General features: G+C 72.2%; 3 protein-coding genes and 1 pseudogene. 1 reads left to right on the top strand and 3 read right to left on the bottom strand.

Features of this window, described 5'->3' with window-relative positions:
• Positions 1-193: 193 nt before the first annotated feature.
• Positions 194-424: pseudogene (locus OHT21_RS40540) on the top strand (isochorismatase family protein); the annotation flags it as partial.
• Here the strand turns inward: OHT21_RS40540 and OHT21_RS40535 are convergent.
• From OHT21_RS40535 to OHT21_RS40525, 3 genes are read right to left on the bottom strand one after another with little or no spacing between them, the layout of a single operon-like run.
• A complete protein-coding gene (locus OHT21_RS40535; protein ID WP_328773229.1) occupies positions 421-1986 on the bottom strand; it encodes an amidohydrolase in 1566 nt (521 codons plus the stop codon). The pseudogene OHT21_RS40540 and the gene OHT21_RS40535 overlap by 4 nt on opposite strands.
• A 5-nt stretch (positions 1987-1991) precedes the next feature.
• Positions 1992-2219 carry an MbtH family protein gene (locus OHT21_RS40530; protein ID WP_328773228.1) on the bottom strand — a complete coding sequence of 76 codons (228 nt, stop codon included), beginning with the start codon at positions 2217-2219 and terminating at the stop codon, positions 1992-1994.
• 55 nt (positions 2220-2274) lie between these two features.
• Complete coding sequence (locus tag OHT21_RS40525) at positions 2275-21312, bottom strand: amino acid adenylation domain-containing protein (protein ID WP_443050552.1); 19038 nt, start codon at positions 21310-21312, stop codon at positions 2275-2277.
• Between the last annotated feature and the right edge of the window lie 50 nt (positions 21313-21362).

Raw genomic sequence — 21362 nt, 5'->3', positions numbered from 1 at the left:
ATTGACACAGCCCCGCGCCCCTTAAAGGAAGGCCTGCGGCCTCCTTTAAGGGGCGCGGGGCAGATCGGACAGGGGCTGTAGTCGCGGGACAAACCCCGCGACTACAGCCCCTCATTAGGTTAGGCTAGCCTTACTGATTGAGCCCGGCGTGCCAGGGAGGGCTTCGCCATGGGATTACCAGTCGTCGACTTGTATCCCATTGACGGCGGCGGACGCCTTCATGCACGACATCGAGCCGTTCGTCGTGGCCGACGCCGTGGCGGACTTCTCCGCCGAGGACCACGCCATGGCGCTGCGCTGGATCGCGCGTACGGGCGTCGTGTGCACCACGAACCAGCTGCTGCGCGAACTCCTGCACGGCAGGGCCGCGCATGATGCCTCGGCGGCGGTGCGGCCCGTACACGAGCAGCGGCGTCCGGGTTAGTCGTCGCTCTCCCGGCCGTCGACGAACGTCGTCACCACCTCGATGTCCCCGATGCGCGAGGTGTCGACCCGCCTCGGGTCGTCGCCCAGTACGACCAGGTCGGCGCGTTTGCCGGGAGTGAGCGTGCCCGCGACGGAGTCCCAGTGGCAGGCGTAGGCCCCGCCGACGGTGTACGCGCGCAGCGCCTCGTCGACGGTGACGGACTCATCCGGGCCGATGAGCTGGCCCGACTCCGAGGCCCGTTCGACCATGAACTGGACGGCCCGCAGCGGCGATCCGTCCGCGACGGGCCGGTCGGAGCTGCCCACCAGCGTGATGCCGTGCTCGAGGAAACCCCTCCCCCGGTACATCCACGGCGCCCGTTCCTCGCCCATGATCGAGGCGTAGTCGTCGCCGAAGTAGCGCAGGAAGTTCGGCTGGACCACGGCGCTCACGCCGAGCCGCGCCATGCGGGACAGCTGGTCGGGCCGGATCAGTCCCGCGTGTTCGATGCGGTGCCGCGCGCCCGGTCGCGGCCGGAGGTGATGCGCCCGTTCCAGGGCGTCCAGGGCGACGTCGGCCGCGCGGTCGCCTATGGCGTGGACGGCGAGCTGCCAGCCGCCGAGATGGCCGGCCACGATCGTGTCGGCGAGCGCCTCGGGGTCGTCCTGCAACTGGCCGGCGTGGTCCAGGCCTTCGTACGGGCTGCTCAGTGCGGCCGTACGGGCCATCATGCCGCCGTCGGTGTAGATCTTCAGCGCGCCAACGGAGAGCCATTCGTCCCCGAAGCCGGTGCGCAGGCCGAGGTCGAGGGCGCGCGGGATGCCGTCGTCCTCGTGCGCGGCCACCGCCTTCAGCCGGTCCGCGGCCACCATGAGCTGCACTCGTAGCGGCAACTGCCCTTGGTCGCGGGCGAGTTGGTAGGCGCCCAGCTCGACCGGACTGTGCCCGAACAGGGCGCCGCCGATGCCCGCCTCGGCGCAGGCGGTCACGCCCTCGGCGAGACAGACCCGGGCGGCGCGCCCGATCGCGGTCGCCAACTCCTCCTGGGAGTACGGCAGTCGCAGCGCCCGTGCGGCTCCCATGGCCTGTTCGGCGAGGAAGCCGTCCTCGTGCGGCACTTCGGCGGGCAGCAGGTCCAGGACCTCGGTGTTGACCACACAGCCGTGTCCGGAGTCGTGCAGCAGGTAGACCTTGCGCCCCTCGCTGACCTTGTCCAGTTCGGCGGCGGTCAGATGGCGGCCGAGGGCCCGCTGGTCGTACCCCACGAGCTGCGCCCAGCCGCCGGGCGGCGTGCCCGCGACAGTGGCGGCGACGACCCCGAGCACGTCCTCGGCCGACGTGCAGGGTGCCACGCTCGGGGTGTTCGCCTTGAAGCCGGTCCATGCCAGGTGCACATGGCTGTCGATGAACCCGGGCAGCACGGTCGCGCCCTGCAGATCCACTACCCGGCGCGCGGGCAGCCCGGTCACCGCCTCGTCCAGGCCTACGATCCGGCCCTCCCAGATGCCCACGTCGTGGGCGACCGGGTGGTCAGGGTCCATGGTCAGGACGTGCGCGTTGGTGAGTCTGGTGCTGAGCATCGGGGTCAGCCGGTCCGCTCCATCCGCTCGACGAGACTCGTGGGCCGCATGTCGGTCCAGTTCATCTCGATGTAGTCGAGGCACTCCTGACGCGGGCCGGGGCCGTGGACGACGGTCCAGCCCGCCGGGACGTCCACGAAGTCGGGCCACAGGCTGTGTTGGCCCTCGTCGTTGACGAGTACGGAGTAGACGCCGTCGGGGTTCTCGAACGGGTTGGTGTTGCCGCTGCTCATGCGGTGATCCTCCTGGGTGCGGGGCTCGGGGGCAAGGGGCTATTGGGCCATGGGGTCAGGGACGGTTCTGGGTGCGGGTGACCAGGGCCTTCAGGGCGCGGAACCAGGTCTCGGCCAGGTCGCGTACGGCTTTCTCCGTCAGTACGGCTTCGGGCCAGGACCAGTGGGCGGCCAGGACGGGGCCGTCTGCGCGGTCCTCGGTCACGACGTTGATGCCGAGGGCGTGGCCCTCCCGCATCTCCGGTTCGGCGCCGATGTCCGCGTCGTCCTCCTCGGGGGCGTACGACCAGTCCGTGTCCTCGGGGATGCCGAACCGGCCGAGGTAGTTGAACTCGATCGCCGGCGTCTCGAAGGCGGCGAGGACGGGTGCCGTACGGGGGTTGAGGTGGCGCAGCATGCCGTAGCCGACGCCGTTCGCGGGCAGCGAGCCGAGGTGCCGGCGTACCGCGGCCACCGCCTCGTCCGCGGCCGGGCCGCCCTGGAGCGCGTCGTCCAGGTCGGCGAGGCCGGTGTCCAAGCGGACCGGGAAGACGCTGGTGAACCAGCCGACCGTACGCGACAGATCGGCGTCCCCCGCCAACTCCTCCTCGCGGCCGTGGCTTTCGAGGTCGACGAGGACCGGGCCCGCCGAGCCGTCTCCGTGACGCCGTCGCCAGTCGGCGACGGCGAGGCCGAGGCCGGTGAGCAGGACGTCGTTGACGTTCGCGCCGAAGGCGGCGGGCACGGCCGAGAGCAGCGGGCCCGTCTGGTCTGCGGGCAGACGCAGCGCCAGCTCCCGTACCGTGCCGACGGTGTCGCGGTCCGGGTCGAGCGGCCGGTCCAGCGGGAAGGGCGCGGCGCCGTCGAACACGCCGGTCCAGAACGGCAGTTCCGCCTCGCGGGCCGGGTCCTGGGCCAGCTCGGCCAGCTTGCGCGACCAGGTGCGGAAGGAGGTGTCGACGGGCGGCAGTTCCGCCGGGCGCCCGGCCGCGACGTCCTGCCAGGCGGCGGCCAGGTCGGGCAGCAGGACGCGCCAGGAGACGCCGTCGGTGACGAGGTGGTGGGCCATCAGGAGCAGCCTGCCCGGCTCACCGCCCGCGTCGAACCACACGGCCCGCACCATGGCGCCGGCGTCCGGGTCGAGCGTCGCGCGGGCGGCATGGGCGCGTTCCGCGACCACCGTCCGCAGCGCCTCACCGTCCAGCGCGCGGACGTCAACCCGCTCGATCCAAGCCTCGATGTCCACGGCGTCCGGGCCCGGGACCTCGATGGTCCAGTCGTCGGTTGCCGTGCTTCCCGTATCTCCCGTATCTCCCGTACGGACCAGCGTGCCGCGCAGCATGGCGTGCCGGTCGGCGAGGGCCCGCAGCACGGCGGCCAGCTTCGGCCGGTCCAGGGCGGCGGGCGTCCGGACCAGGGCGGCCTGGTGGTAGCCCTTGAAGGAGCCGCCGAGTTCGCGCAGCCAGTGCATGACCGGCGTCAGTGGCACGGTGCCGATGCCGTCGTCGGCCGGGCGGGCACCGGCGGCCTCGGGTCCGGCAGCCGTGGCCACCTCGGCGAGAGCCGCGACCGTACGGTGCCGGAACACCAGGCGCGGCGTGATCCGCACGCCCGCCGCCCGGGCCCTGCTCACGAGCTGCATGGCCACGATGCTGTCGCCGCCGAGTGTGAAGAAGTCGTCGTCGACGCCGACTCGGTCGAGTCCCAGTACGTCGGCGAAGACGCCGCACAGGGTCTTCTCGAGTTCCGTACTGGGCGCCCGGCCGCTGGAGACGGCGCTGAAGTCCGGGGCGGGCAGGGCGGCCCGGTCCAGCTTGCCGTTGGCCAGTGCGGGCAGCCGGTCCAGGAGTACGACGGCGGCCGGGACCATGTAGTCCGGCAACTGTCCGCCTACGTGCGCCCGCAGCCGCCCTGCGTCGGGGAGCCGTCCGGCGACCGGAACGACGTACGCCACCAGCAGTTTCCGCGGGCCCTCCTGGCGCACCGTCACCACGGCTTGGGCGACGTCGGGGTGGGAGGAGAGCACGGACTCGATCTCGCCGGGTTCGATGCGGAAGCCGCGGATCTTCACCTGGTCGTCGGCGCGGCCGAGGTAGTCGAGCTGTCCGTCGGCGGTCCAGCGCGCCAGGTCGCCGGTCCGGTACAGCCTGGAGCCGGGCGGCCCGAACGGGTCGGCGACGAAGCGTTCGGCGGTCAGCGCGGGGCGGCCCAGGTAGCCGCGGGCCAGGCCGCCGCCGGCCAGGTAGAGCTCGCCCGTGACGCCGGGCGGTACGGGCTGCAGCAGGTCGTCGAGTACGTATGCCCGGGTTCCCGCCACGGGCCGGCCGACGAGCGGCCGGTCGCTGTCGCGGACCCGCGCCACCAGGGCGTCGACGGTGGACTCGGTGGGCCCGTACAGGTTGAACGCCTCGGTGCCGGGCAGTTGCCCGAGCCGCTCCCATTGCGCCCCCGGCACGGCCTCGCCGCCGACGCCGACGACGGCGAGCGGGCAGCTGCCGTCCTCGCGGACCAGCCCCGTCTCCGCCATCTGCGCGAAGAACGACGGCGTGACCTCCAGGAAGTCGAAGCCGTGCTCGACGACGGCCGCGGAGAGGAGTTCGGGGTCGCGGCGGGTCTCGTCCGACACCACATGGACGCAGTGCCCGTCGAGCAGCCACAGCTGCGGCTGCCAGGAGGCGTCGAAGGAGAACGCCCAGGCGTGTCCGGCCCGCAGATGCTGCCGCCCGGTGATGGCCTTGGCCGGTGCGTACAGCGTCTCGCGGTGGCTGTGGAAGAGGTTGCCCACGGTCTCGTGGGTGACGACAACTCCCTTGGGGCGCCCGGTGGATCCGGAGGTGTAGATGACGTAGGCCGGTTGGCGCGGCGTCAGCGGGGTGGTGCGGTCGGTGTCGAGCAGGTTGGCAGGGCTCTCGCCCGCGAGCAGTTCTGTGGTTCGCGGGTCGTCGAGGAGCAGCGTCGGCGGACCGTCCGGGGGCAACTGCGGGGCGAGCTCCTTCGTGGTGAGGACCAGCACCGGGCGGGCGTCGTCGAGCATGTCGCGGGTACGGCCCGCCGGGGCGTCCGGGTCGAGCGGCAGATAGGCGGCACCGGCCTTCTGCACCGCCAGGATGGCGAGCAGGGTGCGGGCGGTACGGGGCAGCGCCAGGGCGACGATCCGCTCCGGTCCCGCGCCTTGCGCGACCAGTAGCCGGGCGAGCCGGTTGGCCTTGGCGTTCAGCTGGGCGAAGGTCAGCCGGATGCCGTCGGAGGCCACGGCGGGGGCGTCCGGGGAGAGTTCGGCCTGCCGCTCGAAGAGGGCCGGGACGGTGGTGGGCGGGGCGAGTGCGGGCCGGTCGTTCCACTCGGTGAGGATCCGCCGGCGTTCGGCGGCGCCGAGGACGTCGATGCGGGTGATCGGGGTGTCGGGGGCCTCAACTACCGTGCGCAGCAGGCGGCTAAGCCGTTCGGCGACGGCCTCTGCGGTCGCGTGGTCGAACAGGTCGGTGCTGTACTCCAGGACTCCGTCGACGCCCTCGCCGTCGGCCCGCTCCACGAAGTCGAAGGAGAGGTCGAACTTGGCAGTCGTCTGGCCGATCTCCTCCCGCCGCGAGCGCAGCCCGGCGAAGCCGTCCTCGTCACCGCCCGCGGCCAGGTAGACGACCATGACCTGGAACAGCGGGTGCCGCGCGAGCGAGCGAGCGGGACTGAGCGCGTCGACCACCCGCTCGAACGGCACGTCCTGGTGGTCGAACGCGGCGAGATCCGTCTCCCGTACGCGGCCGAGCAGTTCGCGGAAGGTGGGGTCGCCCGTGGTGTCGGTGCGCAGCACCAGCGTGTTGAGGAAGAACCCGACCAGGTCCTCCAGCGCCTCGTCGGTGCGACCGGCGATCGGGCTGCCGATCGGAATGTCCGTACCGGCGCCGAGCCGGGTCAGCAGCGCCGCCACCGCGGCCTGGACGACCATGAACATGCTGACGTTGCCCGTCCGGGCCAGTTCGCGCAGCTCCGCCGCAAGCCGCGGGTCCAGCGGCATGTCCACGGTCCCACCGCGGTAGCTGGCCTCCAGCGGACGCGGCCGGTCGGCGGGGAGCGCGAGCTCCTCGGGGAGTCCGGCCAAGGTCCGCTGCCAGAAGGCGAGTTGGCGTGAGGCCAGGCTGGCCGGGTCCTTCTCGTCGCCGAGCATCGCCCGCTGCCACAGGCCGAAGTCGGCGTACTGGACGGGCAGGGGTGCCCACTCCGGAACGCGGCCCGCGGCCCGTGCCTCGTAGGCCTCGGCCAGGTCCCGGGTGAGCGGCCGGTCCGACCACTCGTCGCCCGCGATGTGGTGGAGCAGGAGCAGCAGTACGTGTTCGTCGTCGGCGACCTGGAACAGGCGGACGCACAGCGGGGGTTCACGGTCCAACTCGAAGCCGTACTCGGCGGCTTCGACGAGCCGCCCGTCCAGCTCGTCCTCGCTGGTGCGGATGACCTCGACCTCGATCCCGGCCTGCTCCGGCTCGAGGATCAACTGGTGGGCGCGGCCGTCCTGTTCGGGGAAGACGGTGCGCAGCGGCTCGTGCCGGGCGACCAGGTCGTCGACGGCGAGTTGGAGCGCGTCCGTGTCCAGCGCTCCGGAAAGCCGCCAGACGATCGGGATGTTGTACGTGGGGCTGGGGCCCTCCACCCGGTACAGCACCCACAGCCGCTGCTGGGCGAAGGACAGCGGCAGCCGCTCCGGCCTCTCGGCAGGAGCGAGCACGGGCGGGGCGGGAAGAGCATCCGTCCGCCCGCCCTTGAGTCGCTCGGCCAGGCGGGCCACCGTGGGCGCCTCGAACACCGTGCGCAGCGAGACCTCCGTACCAAGTGCGGCCCGGACGCGGCCGACCAGCCGCATGGCCACGAGGGAGTGGCCGCCGAGCGCGAAGAAGTCGTCGTCGACGCCGATCCGTTCCAGACCCAGGACATCCGCGAACAGCTCGCAGAGGATCTCCTCGCGCGGGCTGCGCGGCAGCCGTCCGGCGACCGCCGCCGTGAAGTCCGGGGCGGGCAGCGCGGCTTGGTCGAGCTTGCCGCTGATGGTGCGCGGCAGCGCGTCGAGTGCGACGAAGGCAGCGGGGACCATGTGCTCGGGCAGTGCGGCGGCCACATGGCTGCGCAGGGCCGCCGGTTCGGGCGTGCGGCCGGGCACGGGGACCACGTACGCGACGAACCGCCGCTCGCCGGGCGCGTCCTCGCGGACGACCACGGCCGTCGCGGAGATGTCCGGGTGCGCGGTCACGACGGCTTCGATCTCGCCCGGCTCGATCCGGAAGCCGCGCAGCTTGATCTGGTCGTCGGCCCTGCCGAGGAACTCCAGGGTGTCGTCGGAGCGGCGGCGCACCAGGTCCCCGGTGCGGTACATGCGCTCACCGGTCGCGTCGTACGGGTTCGCCACGAAGCGGGAGGCGGTCAGCGCCGGGCGTCCCAGGTAGCCGCGAGCGAGGCCTTCGCCCGCCAGATACAGCTCGCCGGGTACGCCGACAGGGGTCGGCCGCAGTCGTTCGTCGAGCACATGGGCGCGGATGTTGTCGAGCGGGGCCGCCCACGGGGCGTCACCGGACTCCCCTCCGTGCCAGCCGTACGCGTCGACCGCGCATTCCGTCGGCCCGTACAGATCATGGACGGCCGTGCCCGGCAGCTCGGTCAGCCGACGCCAGAGTGCCGCCGGTGTGGCCTCGCCGCCGACGGCGATGACGGCGGGAACGCGGCTGCCGGGGTCGAGGAAGCCGTGGTGCAGCAACTCCCGCAGATAGGTGGGAGTGAGGTCGACGAAGTCGATGCTCCGGTCGTCCAGGTAGGCCAGCAACGCGGCCGGGTCCAGCATCGTGCCCTCGTCGACCACGTGGAGTTCGTGGCCCGCGAGCAGCCAGAGGAGCGGCTCCCAGGAGCCGTCGAAGCTGAACGAAGCAGCGTGTACGGCACGCAACGCGTCCCGCCCGGTGTCCCGTACGGCCGGTGCCATCAGATCCCGCAGATGCGAGCCGTAAAGGTTGCTCAGGCCCCGGTGGGTGCCGATGACGCCCTTGGGGCGGCCGGTAGAGCCGGACGTGTAGATCGTGTACGCGGACGCGGCTGCCCGCGCGGCATACGTACGCGGCTCAGCCTCCGTGGAGGCGGGCAGCGGGCCGTCCAGCAACAGCCGCTCCACGGCGGGTGTCGTCGGCAGCCGGTCCGCCAGCTCGGACGTGGTCAGCAGGCACACGGGTGCCGCGTCACCGAGCATGAACTCAAGGCGGTGGGCCGGGAGTTCCGGGTCCAGCGGGAGATATGCCGCGCCGGCCGTGAGCACGCCGAGGATCGCGGGCACCATATCGTGCCGGGGCAGGGCGAGGCCCACCACGTCGTCCTCGGTGACGCCGCGCTGTTGCAGCAGGGCGGCGACGGAGTTCACGCGGTCGGCGAGTTCGGCGAAGGTCATCCGTCCGGTGCCGGTGACGAGGGCGGTGCGGTCCGGGCAGGCGCGTGCGGTGTCGGCGAACACCTCGGGCACCGCACGGGTCTCGAGCGGGTGGGCGGTGTCGTTCCAGGCGCCGGTGGCGGCGTCCCGCTCGGCGGCGGTCAGTACGTCGTACGCGCCGATCGCCTCGTCCGGGGCTGTGGCGGCCTGCCGCAGCAGCAGGACCAGGCGTTCGGCGAGCAGTTCGGCCGTGTCCGGGTCGACGAGATCGGTGGCGTACTCGAGCAGCAGGATGATCCGGCCGCTCTGCTCGCCCTCGTCCACGAAGGTGAAGTCGAGGTCGAACTTGGCCATGCCGGTGTCCATGTCGGACCACTCGGTGGGCAGGCCCAGCAGGTCGGGGTCGCCGTCGGGGCGGTGGTGGTAGCCCAGCATCACCTGGAACAGCGGGTTGCGGCCCGCCACGCGCGGCGGGTTGAGGGCTTCCACCACCCGGTCGAAGGGCAGGTCCTGGTGCTCGTACGCCGCGAGTGCCGACTCCCGTACCCGGCCCAGGAGTTGGCGGAAGGTCAGCTCTCCGCCGCCGGACAGGTCGGTGCGCAGGACGAGCGTGTTGACGAAGAAGCCGACCAGGTCGTCGAGGCCGCTGTCCGTGCGGCCCGCGATCGGTGCGCCGAGCGGGATGTCCTCGCCCGCGCCGAGTCGGTGCAGCAGGGCCGCGGTGGCCGCCTGGAGCAGCATGAACATGCTGGTGCCGCTCTCGCCGGACAGTTCGCGCAGCGCCCGGCCCACCTCGGCGGGGACCTCGTGACGGACCGTGCCGCCGTGCCCGGTGGGCTCGGCGGGGCGGGGCCGGTCCAGCGGGAGCGTCAGCTCTTCGGGGAGGCCGCGCAACGTCTCGGACCAGTAGGCGAGTTGGGCCTCGCCGACCTGGGCGAGCAGCTGTTCCTGCCAGAGGGTGTAGTCGGCGTACTGCACCGGCAGCGGCGCCCAGTTCGGTGCGTCCCCTGCCGTGCGCGCCGCGTACGCGGTGTTGAGATCGGCCAGGAACGGCCGGTCGGACCACTCGTCGGTGGTGATGTGGTGCAGGACCACGGCCACGACATGGTCGGCCGGAGTGATCCGGAACACCTCGCAGCGCAGCGGGAGTTCACGGCTGAGGTCGAAGGGTCGGCGCTGGGCCGTCTCGATGAGGGTGGGTAGAGCGTCTTCGTCCGGGCAGTCCGTGACGGTGAACGAGGGTTCGCTCTCGTCCGCCGGGACGATCCGCTGGTACGGCTCCCCGTCCTCCTCGAGGAACACGGTGCGCAGCGCCTCGTGCCGGGCGGCCACGTCCCGCAGGGCGGATCGCAGCGCGTCCAGGTCGAGTTCGCCGCGGAGCCGGAAGACCAGCGGGAAGTTGTACGCGACGCCGCTGCCGGTGATCTGTTCCACCAGCCACAGCCGCCGCTGGGCGGCCGACAGCGGGATGCGCTCGGGCCGGTCGGCGACAGGCGCGACGGCCGGGCGGGCAGGACGTCCGCCGTCGGCGCGGGCGGCGAGCAGCTCCGGAGTCGGGGCCTCGAAGAGGTCGCGGATCGCCAGTTCGGCGCCCAGTTCGGTGCGGGCCCGGCTGATCAGCCGGGTGGCGAGCAGGGAGTGGCCGCCGAGGTCGAAGAAGCCGTCCTCGGCGCCGACTTCGGGCAGTCCGAGGACCTCCGCGAAGAGCCGGCAGAGCACCTCCTCCTCGGGAGTACGCGGCCCTCGTCCGGTGCCGAGCGCGACGGCCGGTTCGGCCTCGGGCAGGGCCCGAACGTCCAGCTTGCCGTTGTCGTTCATGGGCAGCCGGTCGAGGGTGACGAAGGCGGCCGGGACCATGTAGTCGGGCAACCGCTGCTTGAGGTCGTCGCGGAGCTGCCGGACCAGGCTGTTCGCGTCGCGCGCGGCGGTCGGTTCGTTGGCGTACGGGGCTTCCCCGCCGCCGGGGTGATACAGCCCGGCGGTCAGCCCGGGAGCGTCAGCAGCCCCGCCGCCGTCACGGCCGTCATCGGCCAGGAACACGGCGTCGTACGTGCCCACTTCGCGGGACCACGTGGTCAGCACGCGGTGACCGCGCTCGGCACCGAGGTCGTGCAGCGTCTGCGGGTCCACTCCCCCGTCGGCTCCGATACGGGCGTCGGGGATACCGGCGAGACGCAGCGGGGCCGTGGCGACGAGCTCCGCCAGGTCGAGGTCCCCGGTGAAGTCGACGGCCGGGACGTCGTCGAGACGCAGGGCAGGATCGCCCGCGTACAGAACGGCGTCATAGCGGTAGCGGCTCAGCTCGTTGTGGTGGCGGGCGCGCTTGGTGCGGAGGTCGACTCCGTAGCCGAGGGTGGTGAAGTAGTCGGGGTCGACGAGGAGTTCCTTCTCCAGGCGCAGCCCGCGCTCGACGGCCCTGCCCAGGGCGTCACCGCTCACGCCGCGCGCGAGCTGGATCTCCGTCTGGAAGGTGCGGGCGAGCCGTAGGTTGCGTACGTCGCCGACGAAGAGCGCGCCGCCGGGGGCGAGCAGCTCCATCGCGCCCCGGATCACGGACGTGAGGTAGTCGATGCTCGGGAAGTACTGGATGACGGAGTTGATGACGATCGTGTCGAAGTAGCCGTCGCCGGGCAGCCCGTCGAGATCGTCGGCGGGCTGGGCGCGGAGCGTGACCTTGGCGGCCAGTTCCGGGTCCTGGCGCAGGTCCTCGCCGATCTTGCGGATGACGGGGGCGGCGAAGTCGGTGGCCCAGTAGGCCTCGGCCCGCGAAGCGAGCTGGGACAGCAGCAGGCCCGAGCCGACGCCGATCTCCAGGATCCGGCGGGGCCGCAGCGAACCGATCCGTTCGACGGTGGCCTCGCGCCACTCCCGCATGTGGTCGAAGGGGATGGGCTGCCCGTCGTACGAGGAGTCCCAGCCCGCGTAGTCCTCGGTGAAGACGGCGGTGCTGATCTCCTCGTACTCGTCGGAGTAGATCTCCTGCCACTCGACGACCTGTTCGCGCTCGGCGGTGTCCCGGTCCCCGCCGGTGGGGCGGTCGGGGACGACGTAGCCGACGAGCCGGTCGTCGCGGACGAGGACGGCGGCCTGGGCCACCCGGGGGTGCTGGGCGAGCGCGGTCTCGATCTCGCCGAGCTCCACCCGGTAGCCGCGGATCTTGACCTGGTCGTCGGTGCGGCCCAGGAAGTCCAGGTTGCCGTCGGCGCGACGGCGCACCAGGTCGCCGGTGCGGTACATGCGCTCACCGGGCTCGCCGAACGGGTCGGCGACGAAACGCCCGGCGGTCAGGCCAGGCCGATCGAGGTAGCCGCGGGCCAGGCCGATACCGGCGATGTAGAGCTCGCCGGGCACACCGTCCGGAACCGGTCGCAGCCAGGCGTCCAGGATGTGGGCGCGGGTCCCGCGGATCGGACGCCCGACGGTGGGCGTCGCGCTGTCGAGGGTGCCTCCGCCGAGGGTGTTGATGGTGTACTCGGTCGGCCCGTAGAGGTTGTAGCCGTAGGTGCCCTCGGTGTCGCGCAGCCGGTTCCACACCGTCTCCGAGACCGCCTCGCCGCCGAGCAGCACCAGCGGCGGCCGGTGGCCCTCCAACAGGCCCTGCTCGATGAGGAGATGGGCGTAGGTGGGGGTGACGTTGACGACGTCCACGCGATGCGTTTCGCAGTACGCGACCAGGGCTTCGGCGTCGCGCCGCAGCTCCTCGTCGCAGATGTGCACCTCATGCCCCTCGACCAGCCACAGCAGCTCCTCCCACGACATGTCGAAGGCGAAGGACACCGTGTGCGCGATGCGGAGCCGACGGCCGCCCGCCGAGGCGATGGCCGGTTCGAAGATCTCCCGCTGGTGGTTGAGCTGCATATTGGTCAGGCCGCGGTACGGCGTGACGACGCCCTTGGGGCGGCCGGTGGAGCCGGAGGTGTAGATGACGTACGCCGGGTGCTCCAGGCTGAACACCTGGCGCGTCAAGTCGCCCGAGAACGCGGCGAGTTCGGCGGTCACCGCCGGGTCGTCGAGCAGCACGCGCGGGCTGTCGGGGGCGGCCCCCTCCAGTCGTGCGGCGACCGCTTCGGTGGAGAGGATCAGTGCGGGCCGGGCGTCGTCGAGCATCGCCCTGAGCCGGTCGTCGGGGTAGTCCAGCTCCAGCGGCAGATACGCGGCCCCGGTGCGCAGTACGGCGAACAGGGCGACGACCATGTCCAGGGAGCGGGGCAGCCCGAGGGCGACGACCTTCTCGGGCGCGGCACCGCGGGCGAGCAGCAGCCGGGCCATGCGGTTGATACGGGTGTCGAGTTCGGCGTACGACAGCGTCGTGGTGCCGAAGACGAGCGCAGTGTCCTCGGGAGTGGCGGCGGCCTGCGCTGCGAGGAGGTCGGCGATGGTGTCCTCGGGGTCGGGGACACGGCTCGCGGCCCGCTCGCGCTCCAACTCGGCGTGCTCGGCGGGCAGCAGCGGATCGAGGCCGCCCACGGGGGCGTCCAGGTCGTGGGCCAGCCGCTCCAGCAGCAGCGTGAAGCGGTCGAGCAGGTCCTGGGCCTGCCGCCCACCGACGACGTCGGCCCGGTGGGTGAGGGTGACCTGGATGCGCTGCCCCGGTGTGACGACCAGGTTCACGGGATAGTGCGTCGCGTCGACGTTGGCGACAGCTCTGGCGCCGTGCCGGTCCGCCAGTTCGGCGAGCCGTTCCTCCGTGTCGCTGTTGCGCAGCACGAAGAGCGTGTCGAACAGCCGGCGGTGGCCGGTCTCGGCCTGGAGGACGCCCAGGCCCAGGTACTCGTACGGCATCACGGCAAGGCGTTCGTCCTGGACGCGCCGCAGCAGGCCGAGCACGGGCTCGGCGGGGTCGTAGGCGATGCGGGCGGGGACGGTGTTGAGGAACATGCCGATGACGTTCTCGATGTCCGGCACCTCGCTCGGCCGGCCCGCGACGGTGGTGCCGAAGACGACGTCGGTACGGCCGGTCGCGCTCGCGAGGGTCAGGCCCCAGGCGGCGGTGAGCACCGTGTTGAGGGTCAGTCCGTGCCGGCGTGCGGTGTCGCGCAGCCGCTCACCCAGGTCCGCGGGGAGGGCGGTGTCCAGGCTCTCCGGGATGTCCGGCTCCAGGCCCTGGTCGGCGGCGGCGAGCAGGGTGGGCTCGTCCAGACCGGCGAGGGCCGTACGCCAGGCGCGGGTGGCGACGGCGGTGTCCTGGGCCTCCAGCCAGGTGAGGTAGTCGCGGTACGAGCCGGGCGCGGGCAGGGCGCTCGCGTCGCCCCCGGACTCGTACAGGGCGAAGAGCTGGTCCAGGAAGACCCAGGCCGACCAGCCGTCCCACAGCAGCAGATGGCGTCCGACGACCAGACGGTCACCGCGCTCCTCGCCGAGCCGCACGAGAAGCATCCGGAACAGCAGCGGCCGGGTCAGGTCGAAGCGGCGGGTGCGCTCTTCGTCCATCAACTCCCGCAGCCGCACGTCCTGTTCGGCGACGGGCAACTCGGACAGGTCGACCTCGTGAAGCGGGATCTCCGGGTCGCGCACGATGAACTGCACCGGCTGACGCAGGCCTTCGCTGGTGAACCCGGCGCGCAGGCTGGGGTTGCGTTCCAGCAGGACGCGGGCCGCGGTGCGCAGCCGGTCCGTCTCGACGGGCGTGGCGAAGTCGAACGACTCGTGGACGGTGTAGACGTCCAGGGCGCTGTCGTCGTACGTCGAGTGGAAGAACAGCCCTTCCTGGAGCGGGGCCAGCGGCCAGATGTCCTCGATGGGGTACGGGCTGAGCCGGTGTACGCGCTCTGTCTCCTCGGCGGTGAGGGAGAAGGCGGAGGTCAGCGTGCGGGCCGAGGCCACGGGGACGGCCGCGGCGGCGAGGGCCGCGGGGGTGCGGTGCTCGAAGACGTCCCGGGGGTTCAGCTCCAGGCCCGCCCTGCGGGCGCGGCTGGAGACGCCGATCGAGGTGATGCTGTCGCCGCCGAGCATGAAGAAGTCGTCGTCGATGCCGACTTCGTCGAGCTTCAGCACTGCCGCGAAGATCTCGGTGAGGGCGCGTTCGCGCTCGTCGCGCGGGGCGCGCGCCTCGGCGCGTACGGTCTGCGGCGCGGGCAGTGCGGCCCGGTCGAGTTTGCCGCTGGGGGTCAACGGCAGGGCGTCCAGGACGACATAGGCGCCGGGCACCATGGGCGCGGGCAGCGAATCGGCGAGGGCGACCTGGAGTTCGGCGGGCTCCGGCCGGGCGTCGCGGGTGGGGACGACGTACGCGATCAGGGCGCTGCCCGCGACGGTGACGGCGGCCTGGGCGACGGCGGGCTGTCGGCCCAACGCGGCCTCGATCTCGCCGAGTTCGATGCGGTTGCCGCGGATCTTGACCTGGCGGTCGGTGCGGCCCAGGTACTCGACGGTCCCGTCGGCGCGGCGGCGCACCAGGTCACCCGTGCGGTACATGCGCTCGCCGGGCCCGCCGTACGGATCGGCCACGAACCGCTCGGCGGTCAGGCCGGGGCGGGCGTGGTAGCCGCGCGCCAGCTGAACGCCGGTCAAGTACAGCTCGCCGGGGGTGCCTTCGGGCACGGGGCGCAGGCAGGAGTCCAGCACGCGCAGGCCGGTGTTCCACACCGGGCGGCCGATGGGCACGGTGGTACCGGGTGCGCCGTCGTACGGGTGGTACGTGACGTCGACGGCGGCTTCGGTGGGGCCGTACAGGTTGTGCAGCGGTACCCCGGTGAGCTCGCGCCAGTGGGACACGGCGGCGACAGGCAGCGCCTCGCCGCTGCTGAACACACGGCGCAGGGAGGCGGCCCAGGCCGGGTCGGCGGTGATCTCCTCGGACTGCAGGAAGGCTTCGAGCATCGAGGGCACGAAGTGCAGGGTGGTGACGCCCTGTTCGCGGATCAACTCGGCCAGGTATGCCGGGTCGCGGTGTCCGTCGGGGCGCGCCAGCACTACCGCGGCGCCCTCGCACAGTGCCCAGAAGAACTCCCAGACACTGACGTCGAAGCTGGCGGGTGTCTTCTGCAACACGCGGTCGTCGGGGGCAAGTTGGTACTCACCCTGCATCCAGGCCAGGCGGTTGATGATGGCGCGATGGGTGACAACCACGCCCTTGGGACGGCCGGTTGAGCCGGAGGTGTAGATCAGGTAGGCCGGGTCGTCAGGACACGCGGGGACGGGCGGGGCTTCAGGCACATACTCGGTCGGGGTGTCCACCAACAACGGTGTGAGGCCGGGGACTTCGGGCAGCAGGGCTGCGGTGGCCGTCGTGGTGACGACCGTCGCCGCTCCCGAGTCGGTGAGCATGTGCGTCACACGGTCGGCTGGGTAGTCCACGTCGATGGGGAGGTAGGCGGCGCCGGACTTGAGCACGCCGAGCAGGGCGACCATGAGTTCCGTCGAGCGCGGTACGGCGACCGCGACGACCGCGCCGGGACGGGCGCCCCGGGCACGGAGCCGTGCTGCCAACTCCTCGGCACGGGCGTCGAGTTCGCGGTACGAGAGCGTCTCGTTCTCGTACACCACGGCCGTTGCCTGCGGGGTGCGGGCGGCCTGGCTCTCGAAGGCGGCGGCCAGCGTGGTATCGGGCACGTCCCGTCGTTCGCCGGCCGGGTGGGCGAGGGACAGTTCCTCCGCGGAGAGCAGTTCCAGGTTGGCCGCCGGTTGCCCGGGGTCGGCGGCGAGGGCGTCCAGGATCCGGGTGAGCCGGTCTGCGATCCGGTGCACGTTCTCGGCGTCGAGCCGCTGGGCGTGGTGCTTGAGGCGCAGGTCGAGTCGGCGGCCCGGCTTCACGATCAGGGCGAGCGGGTAGTGCACGGCGTCGTGGAACTCGTGGCCCGTGACGTGAACGGCGCCGGAGGGGTCGGTGAGGCCGGTCGCGGACGGGTAGTTCTCGAAGACGACCAGGGTGTCGAAGAGTTCGCCGCTGCCCGCGAGCCCGGCGACCCGCTGAAGCTCCGCGAGGCCGAGGTGCTGGTGGTCGAGGAGCCGCGCCTGCTCGTCCTGGAGCCGGCCGAGCAGCTCGGCGAGAGTGTCGGCGGGCTCCCAACGGAAGCGCGTGGGCAGGGTGTTGATGAACAGCCCGACCATCGACTCGATGCCCTCGACCTCGGCGTCGCGTCCGGAGACGGTGGTGCCGAACACCATGTCCTGCCGTGCGGTCAGCCGCCCGATGAGCAGCCCCCAGGCACTCTGCACGACCGTGCCAAGGGTCACCCCGAGCTCCCGGGCACGGGCCGCAAGGCGGGCGGTGACCTGCTCGGACAGCTCGACGCGCACCTGGGCGGGCTCGATCGGCGTACCGTCGGCGGGCGCCTCGACCAGCCGCGTGGGCTCGTCGAGACCGGCGAGGGCGGTGCGCCAGGCCTCGCGGGCGGCGTCACGGTCGGCGGTGGCCAGTCGGCGCAGATACGCGTCGTACGGCGCGACCTCGGGCAGTTCGGCCGGAGTGTCCCCATAGCAGGCCATCAGCTCGCGGTGCAGCACCGGCAGGGACCAGCCGTCGGCAACGATGTGATGGAAGGTCAGCAGCAGTCGGCTGCGGTTCTCGTCGAGCCGTACGAGCGCGCAGCGCAGCAGCGGCGGGCGGGCGAGGTCGAAGCGCCGGGCACGTTCGTCGGCGGCTACGGCGTCGGCGAGCGTCGGCCGGGCCTCCGCGTTCTGCTCGGAGAGGTCCACCTCGCGCCAGGGCAGCTCCAGCCCGTCGGTGACGATCTGCACCGGGCGGCCGTCGGCGAGCTGGCGGAAGCAGGCGCGCAGCGGGGCGTGCCGCTCCAGGACGCGCTGGGCGGCCCGGCGCAGGGTCTCGCCGTCGACCGGGCCGGACAGTTCGAGGGCCTGCTGGACGACGTACGTGTCGCGGTCGGCGCCGTCGACGAGGGAGTGGAAGTAGAAGCCCTCCTGGAGCGGGCTCAGCGGGAGCAACTCCTGGACGGCGACCGGGTGTTCACCTTGCAGCTCGGCGAGTTCGGCTTCCGTGAGCCGGAGTAGCGGAGTGTCCTGCTCGGTGTCCTGCGTGTCGGTCCGTACGTCGGCGGCTTCGGCGAGGGCCGCGACCGTACGGTGCCGGAAGACGTCGCGGGAGCTGAGCCGCAGCCCGGCCCGGCGGGCGTGGACGAGGAGCTGGATGGCGGTGATGCTGTCGCCGCCGAGGGCGAAGAAGTCGTCGTCGATGGTGACCGAGCGCAGGCCGAGCACCTCGGCGTAGGCCGCGCACAGCAGTTCCTCACGGGCGTCGCGCGGCGGGCGGCCGGAGCTGAGAGCGCCGTAGTCGGGGGTGGGCAGCGCGGCCGAGTCGAGCTTGCCGCTGGGGGTGACCGGGAGGCGGTCAAGGGGGACGACGGCGGCCGGGACCATGTACTCCGGGAGCCGGTCGGCCGCGTACGAACGCAGCGCCCTCATCAGGGCGTTCACGTCACGGAAGGGCGCGGGGCGGTTGGCGTGCGGGACCGTGCCGGACGGGCGGTACAGGCCGTCGAAGGCAACACCGAGGGCGCCGTCGTACGAGGCGTCGCCGCGGGCGAACAGCACATCAAGGCTGCCGTCGTCGGCGGCGCCGTTCCAGGTGACGGCGACCCGGTGCCCGTGCCGGGATGCGAGGGCATGGAACGCCTCCGGGTCCGGCGCGTCAGCGGACGTGACGGTGCGACTGCGGCCGTCCATGGTCGCCAACGCGGCCAGGTCCTCGGCAAGCCGGACGTTCGGCACGCCCACGACCCGGAGCAGGTCAGGCCCCTCACCCAACCGGGCGTCGAGGTCGTCCAAGCCGACGAGGTCGGCCCACGCGATCTCGTCGCCCTCGGCCGAAGCCGGAGCCGAAGTGGCGGCGACGCGCTTGGTGAGCACCACGTCATAGCGGTACCGGGTCAGCTCGTTGTGATGGGCTCCGCGCTTGACGCGGATGTCGGCGTCGAAGCCGTCGAGCGCGGCGAAGAAGTCGGGATCGAGCAGCAGCTCCCCCTCCCAGGCCACCGACCGCTCCACGGCGGTGCGCAAGGCCTGCTTGTCCTCCGGGTCGCCGGCGCGGCGGGTCTCCACGGCCGCGCGCAGGCAGCGCAGCAGACGGGCGTTGCGGACGTCACCGACGAACAGCCGGCCGCCGGGCGCCAGCAGTTCCGCGGCGGCACCCAGTACCTCGGCGAGGTAGTCGGCGCTCGGGAAGTACTGGGCGACGGAGTTGATGACGACGGTGTCGAAGGAGCCCTTCGGCAGCCCGGAGGTGTCGTGCGCGGGCTGGGCGCTCAGGCGGACCCGGTCGGCCAGTTCCGGCAGGGCCTCGACCTGGGTGCGCAGGGCGCCTACGGCCTCCTCGGAGAGGTCGGTGCCCCAGTACGCCTCACACCCGGGCGCGACTCGGGAGAGGATCAGTCCGCTGCCGACGCCGATCTCCAGGACCCGGCGGGGCGTCAGTTCCTCGATACGGGCGACGGTGGCGTCACGCCACTCGCGCATCTCGTCGACAGGGATGGGCAGGCCGTCGTACATGCTGTTCCAGCCCGCGAAGTTCTCGCGGAAGCCCGCCGAGTTGTCCCGGCGGCCCTCGGATCCGGCCGCCGAGTAGAGCAGTTCGTGCAGGTCCTTCCACTCCTGGACCTGCTCGGTCTCGCCCCCGGCCGCCTCGGCGTCCAGGGAAGGCACGACATAGGCGGCCAGCCTGCGGTCGCCGGGCCGGTCCTCACGCACCACGACCGCCGCCTGGTCCACGGCCGGGTGGCCGCGCAGTACGGACTCGATCTCGCCGGGTTCGATGCGGAAGCCGCGGATCTTCACCTGGGAATCGGCCCGGCCGAGGAACTCAAGGCGCCCGTCGGCCTTCCACCGCACCAGGTCGCCGGTGCGGTACAGCCGCTCGCCGGGCGCCCCGAAGGGGTCGGCGACGAACCGTTCGGCCGTCAGGTCCGGCCGCCCCAGGTAGCCGCGGGCCAGGCCCGCGCCGCCGAGGTAGAGCTCGCCCGCCACGCCCGCAGGGACGGGCTTCAGCCGGGCGTCGAGGACGTAGGCGCGGGTCCCGGGGTCGGGGACGCCGATCGGCACGATGGTGCCGGCGGGGGTGTCGGGGTCGCAGAGGCCGAGGGTGGAGTTGGTGGTCGCCTCGGTCGGGCCGTACGCGTTGAACATCATCCGGCCGCGCGCATAACGGCCGACCAACTCGGGCGAGACGCGTTCGGTGCCCGCGAGGAGGGTGGCGGGCGGCAGTTCGATGTCCTCGGGCATGGCGGCGAGCAGGGCCGGCGGGAGGATCATGAAGGTGATGCCGTGGGCGTGCGCGTAGTCGGCGAGCGGCGCGCCCGGCACCCGGCGCTCGGTCGGTACGACGACGAGCCGGCCGCCGGAGAGCAGTCCGAGGCACAGGTCCCAGAACGCCACGTCGAAGCTGGGCGAGGCGAACTGCAGCACTCTGCTGTGCGGGCCGATACCGAAGCGTTCGGTCTGCGTCGCGACCAGCTTGGCGACGCCCGCGTGTGAGAGGACCACGCCCTTGGGGCGGCCGGTGGAGCCGGAGGTGTAGATGACGTAGGCGGCGTTGCCGGTGGACAGTGCTTCGGGGGTGGGATCGTGCGCCGGGCGCTGCCCCAGCTCCCGTACGGTGTCGGGCTCGTCGAGGATCAGCCGGTCCATGCCCTCGCTCGGCGGGATGTCGGCGGCGGCCTCGGTGGTGGTGACCAGACAGGTGGGGGCCGCGTCGGTGAGCATGTAGGAGATGCGGTCCGCCGGGTAGTCGGTGTCCACCGGCAGGTAGGCGGCGCCGGACTTGAGCACGGCGACCTCGGCGATGATCAGCTCGGCCGAGCGGGGCACCGCGAGCGCGACGACCCGTTCGGGTCCGGCGCCGCGGGCGAGGAGAGCGTGGGCCAGCCGGTTGGCGCGCTCGTCGACCTCGGCGTAGGTCAGTTGGGTGTCCTCGAAGACGAGGGCGACGGCGTCCGGGCGCAGACGCACCTGCTCGGCGAACAACTCCGGCCAGGTGCGCGCCGGTACGTCGTGCTCGGTGTCGTTCCACTCCTCGACGATGCGGTAGTGCTCGTCGGCGGCGAGCAGTTCCAGTTCGCCTATGGGAGTGTGCGGCCGGGTGAGGGCATCGGCCAGCAGGGTCGCGTAGTGGTCCGCGATGCGCTCGGCGGTGGCGGCCTCGAACAGGTCCTGACGGTAGGTCACGCGCACTTCGCCCGCAGAGACTTCGCCCGCAGAGACTTCGCCGTCAGAGACGTCCGCAGCGACATCGCCTGCGATGACTTCGAGCGTGACGTCCAGCGGACCGGCCGATCCGCTGTCCCCGAAGCCCGTGTTGAACAGCAGACCGCCGCCACGGGTGGGCTCCGGGCGCAACTGGGCGATGAGCGTGGACAGTTCGACCCGGTGGTCCCGGGCCTCGGCACAGGCCTCGGCCACCCGGCGCACCAGCTCGGTGAACTCCGTGCCGCCGTCCAGGGCGACGCGAACCGGCAGTCCGTCGTACCCGACGGTGATGTCCCGCGCGCCGCTGTAGCGGTGCAGCATCGCGACGTACGCGGACAGCAGCGTCGCCTCGTCGGCCGCGGTTCCCAACGGGCGGCTCACCGCCCCTTGTTCCCCGCCGGGCCGCAATGGATACGGGAAATCGACCGGGAGGGCTGTCTCCTGAGGAAGCGGGTCGAGCCGTCGACTCCAAAAAGCCTGTACTTCGTTGTCGTCGATGCCAGACACACGCTCTACAAAACCGGACACAGCTGACCGTGCCTCCCGGATGTGCGGAACCGGCTCTGCCGGAGGACCGCAGGTCATACTAAGGTAAGGATTACCTAACCAAAAGACCCAATCCCCGCGGACACCAA

Origin of the sequence: Streptomyces sp. NBC_00286 (genome assembly GCF_036173125.1) — a bacterium.
Classification (GTDB): domain Bacteria; phylum Actinomycetota; class Actinomycetes; order Streptomycetales; family Streptomycetaceae; genus Streptomyces.
The sequence above is the reverse complement of the archived record's forward strand: the minus strand, read 5'-3'. Positions and strand labels throughout refer to the sequence as shown.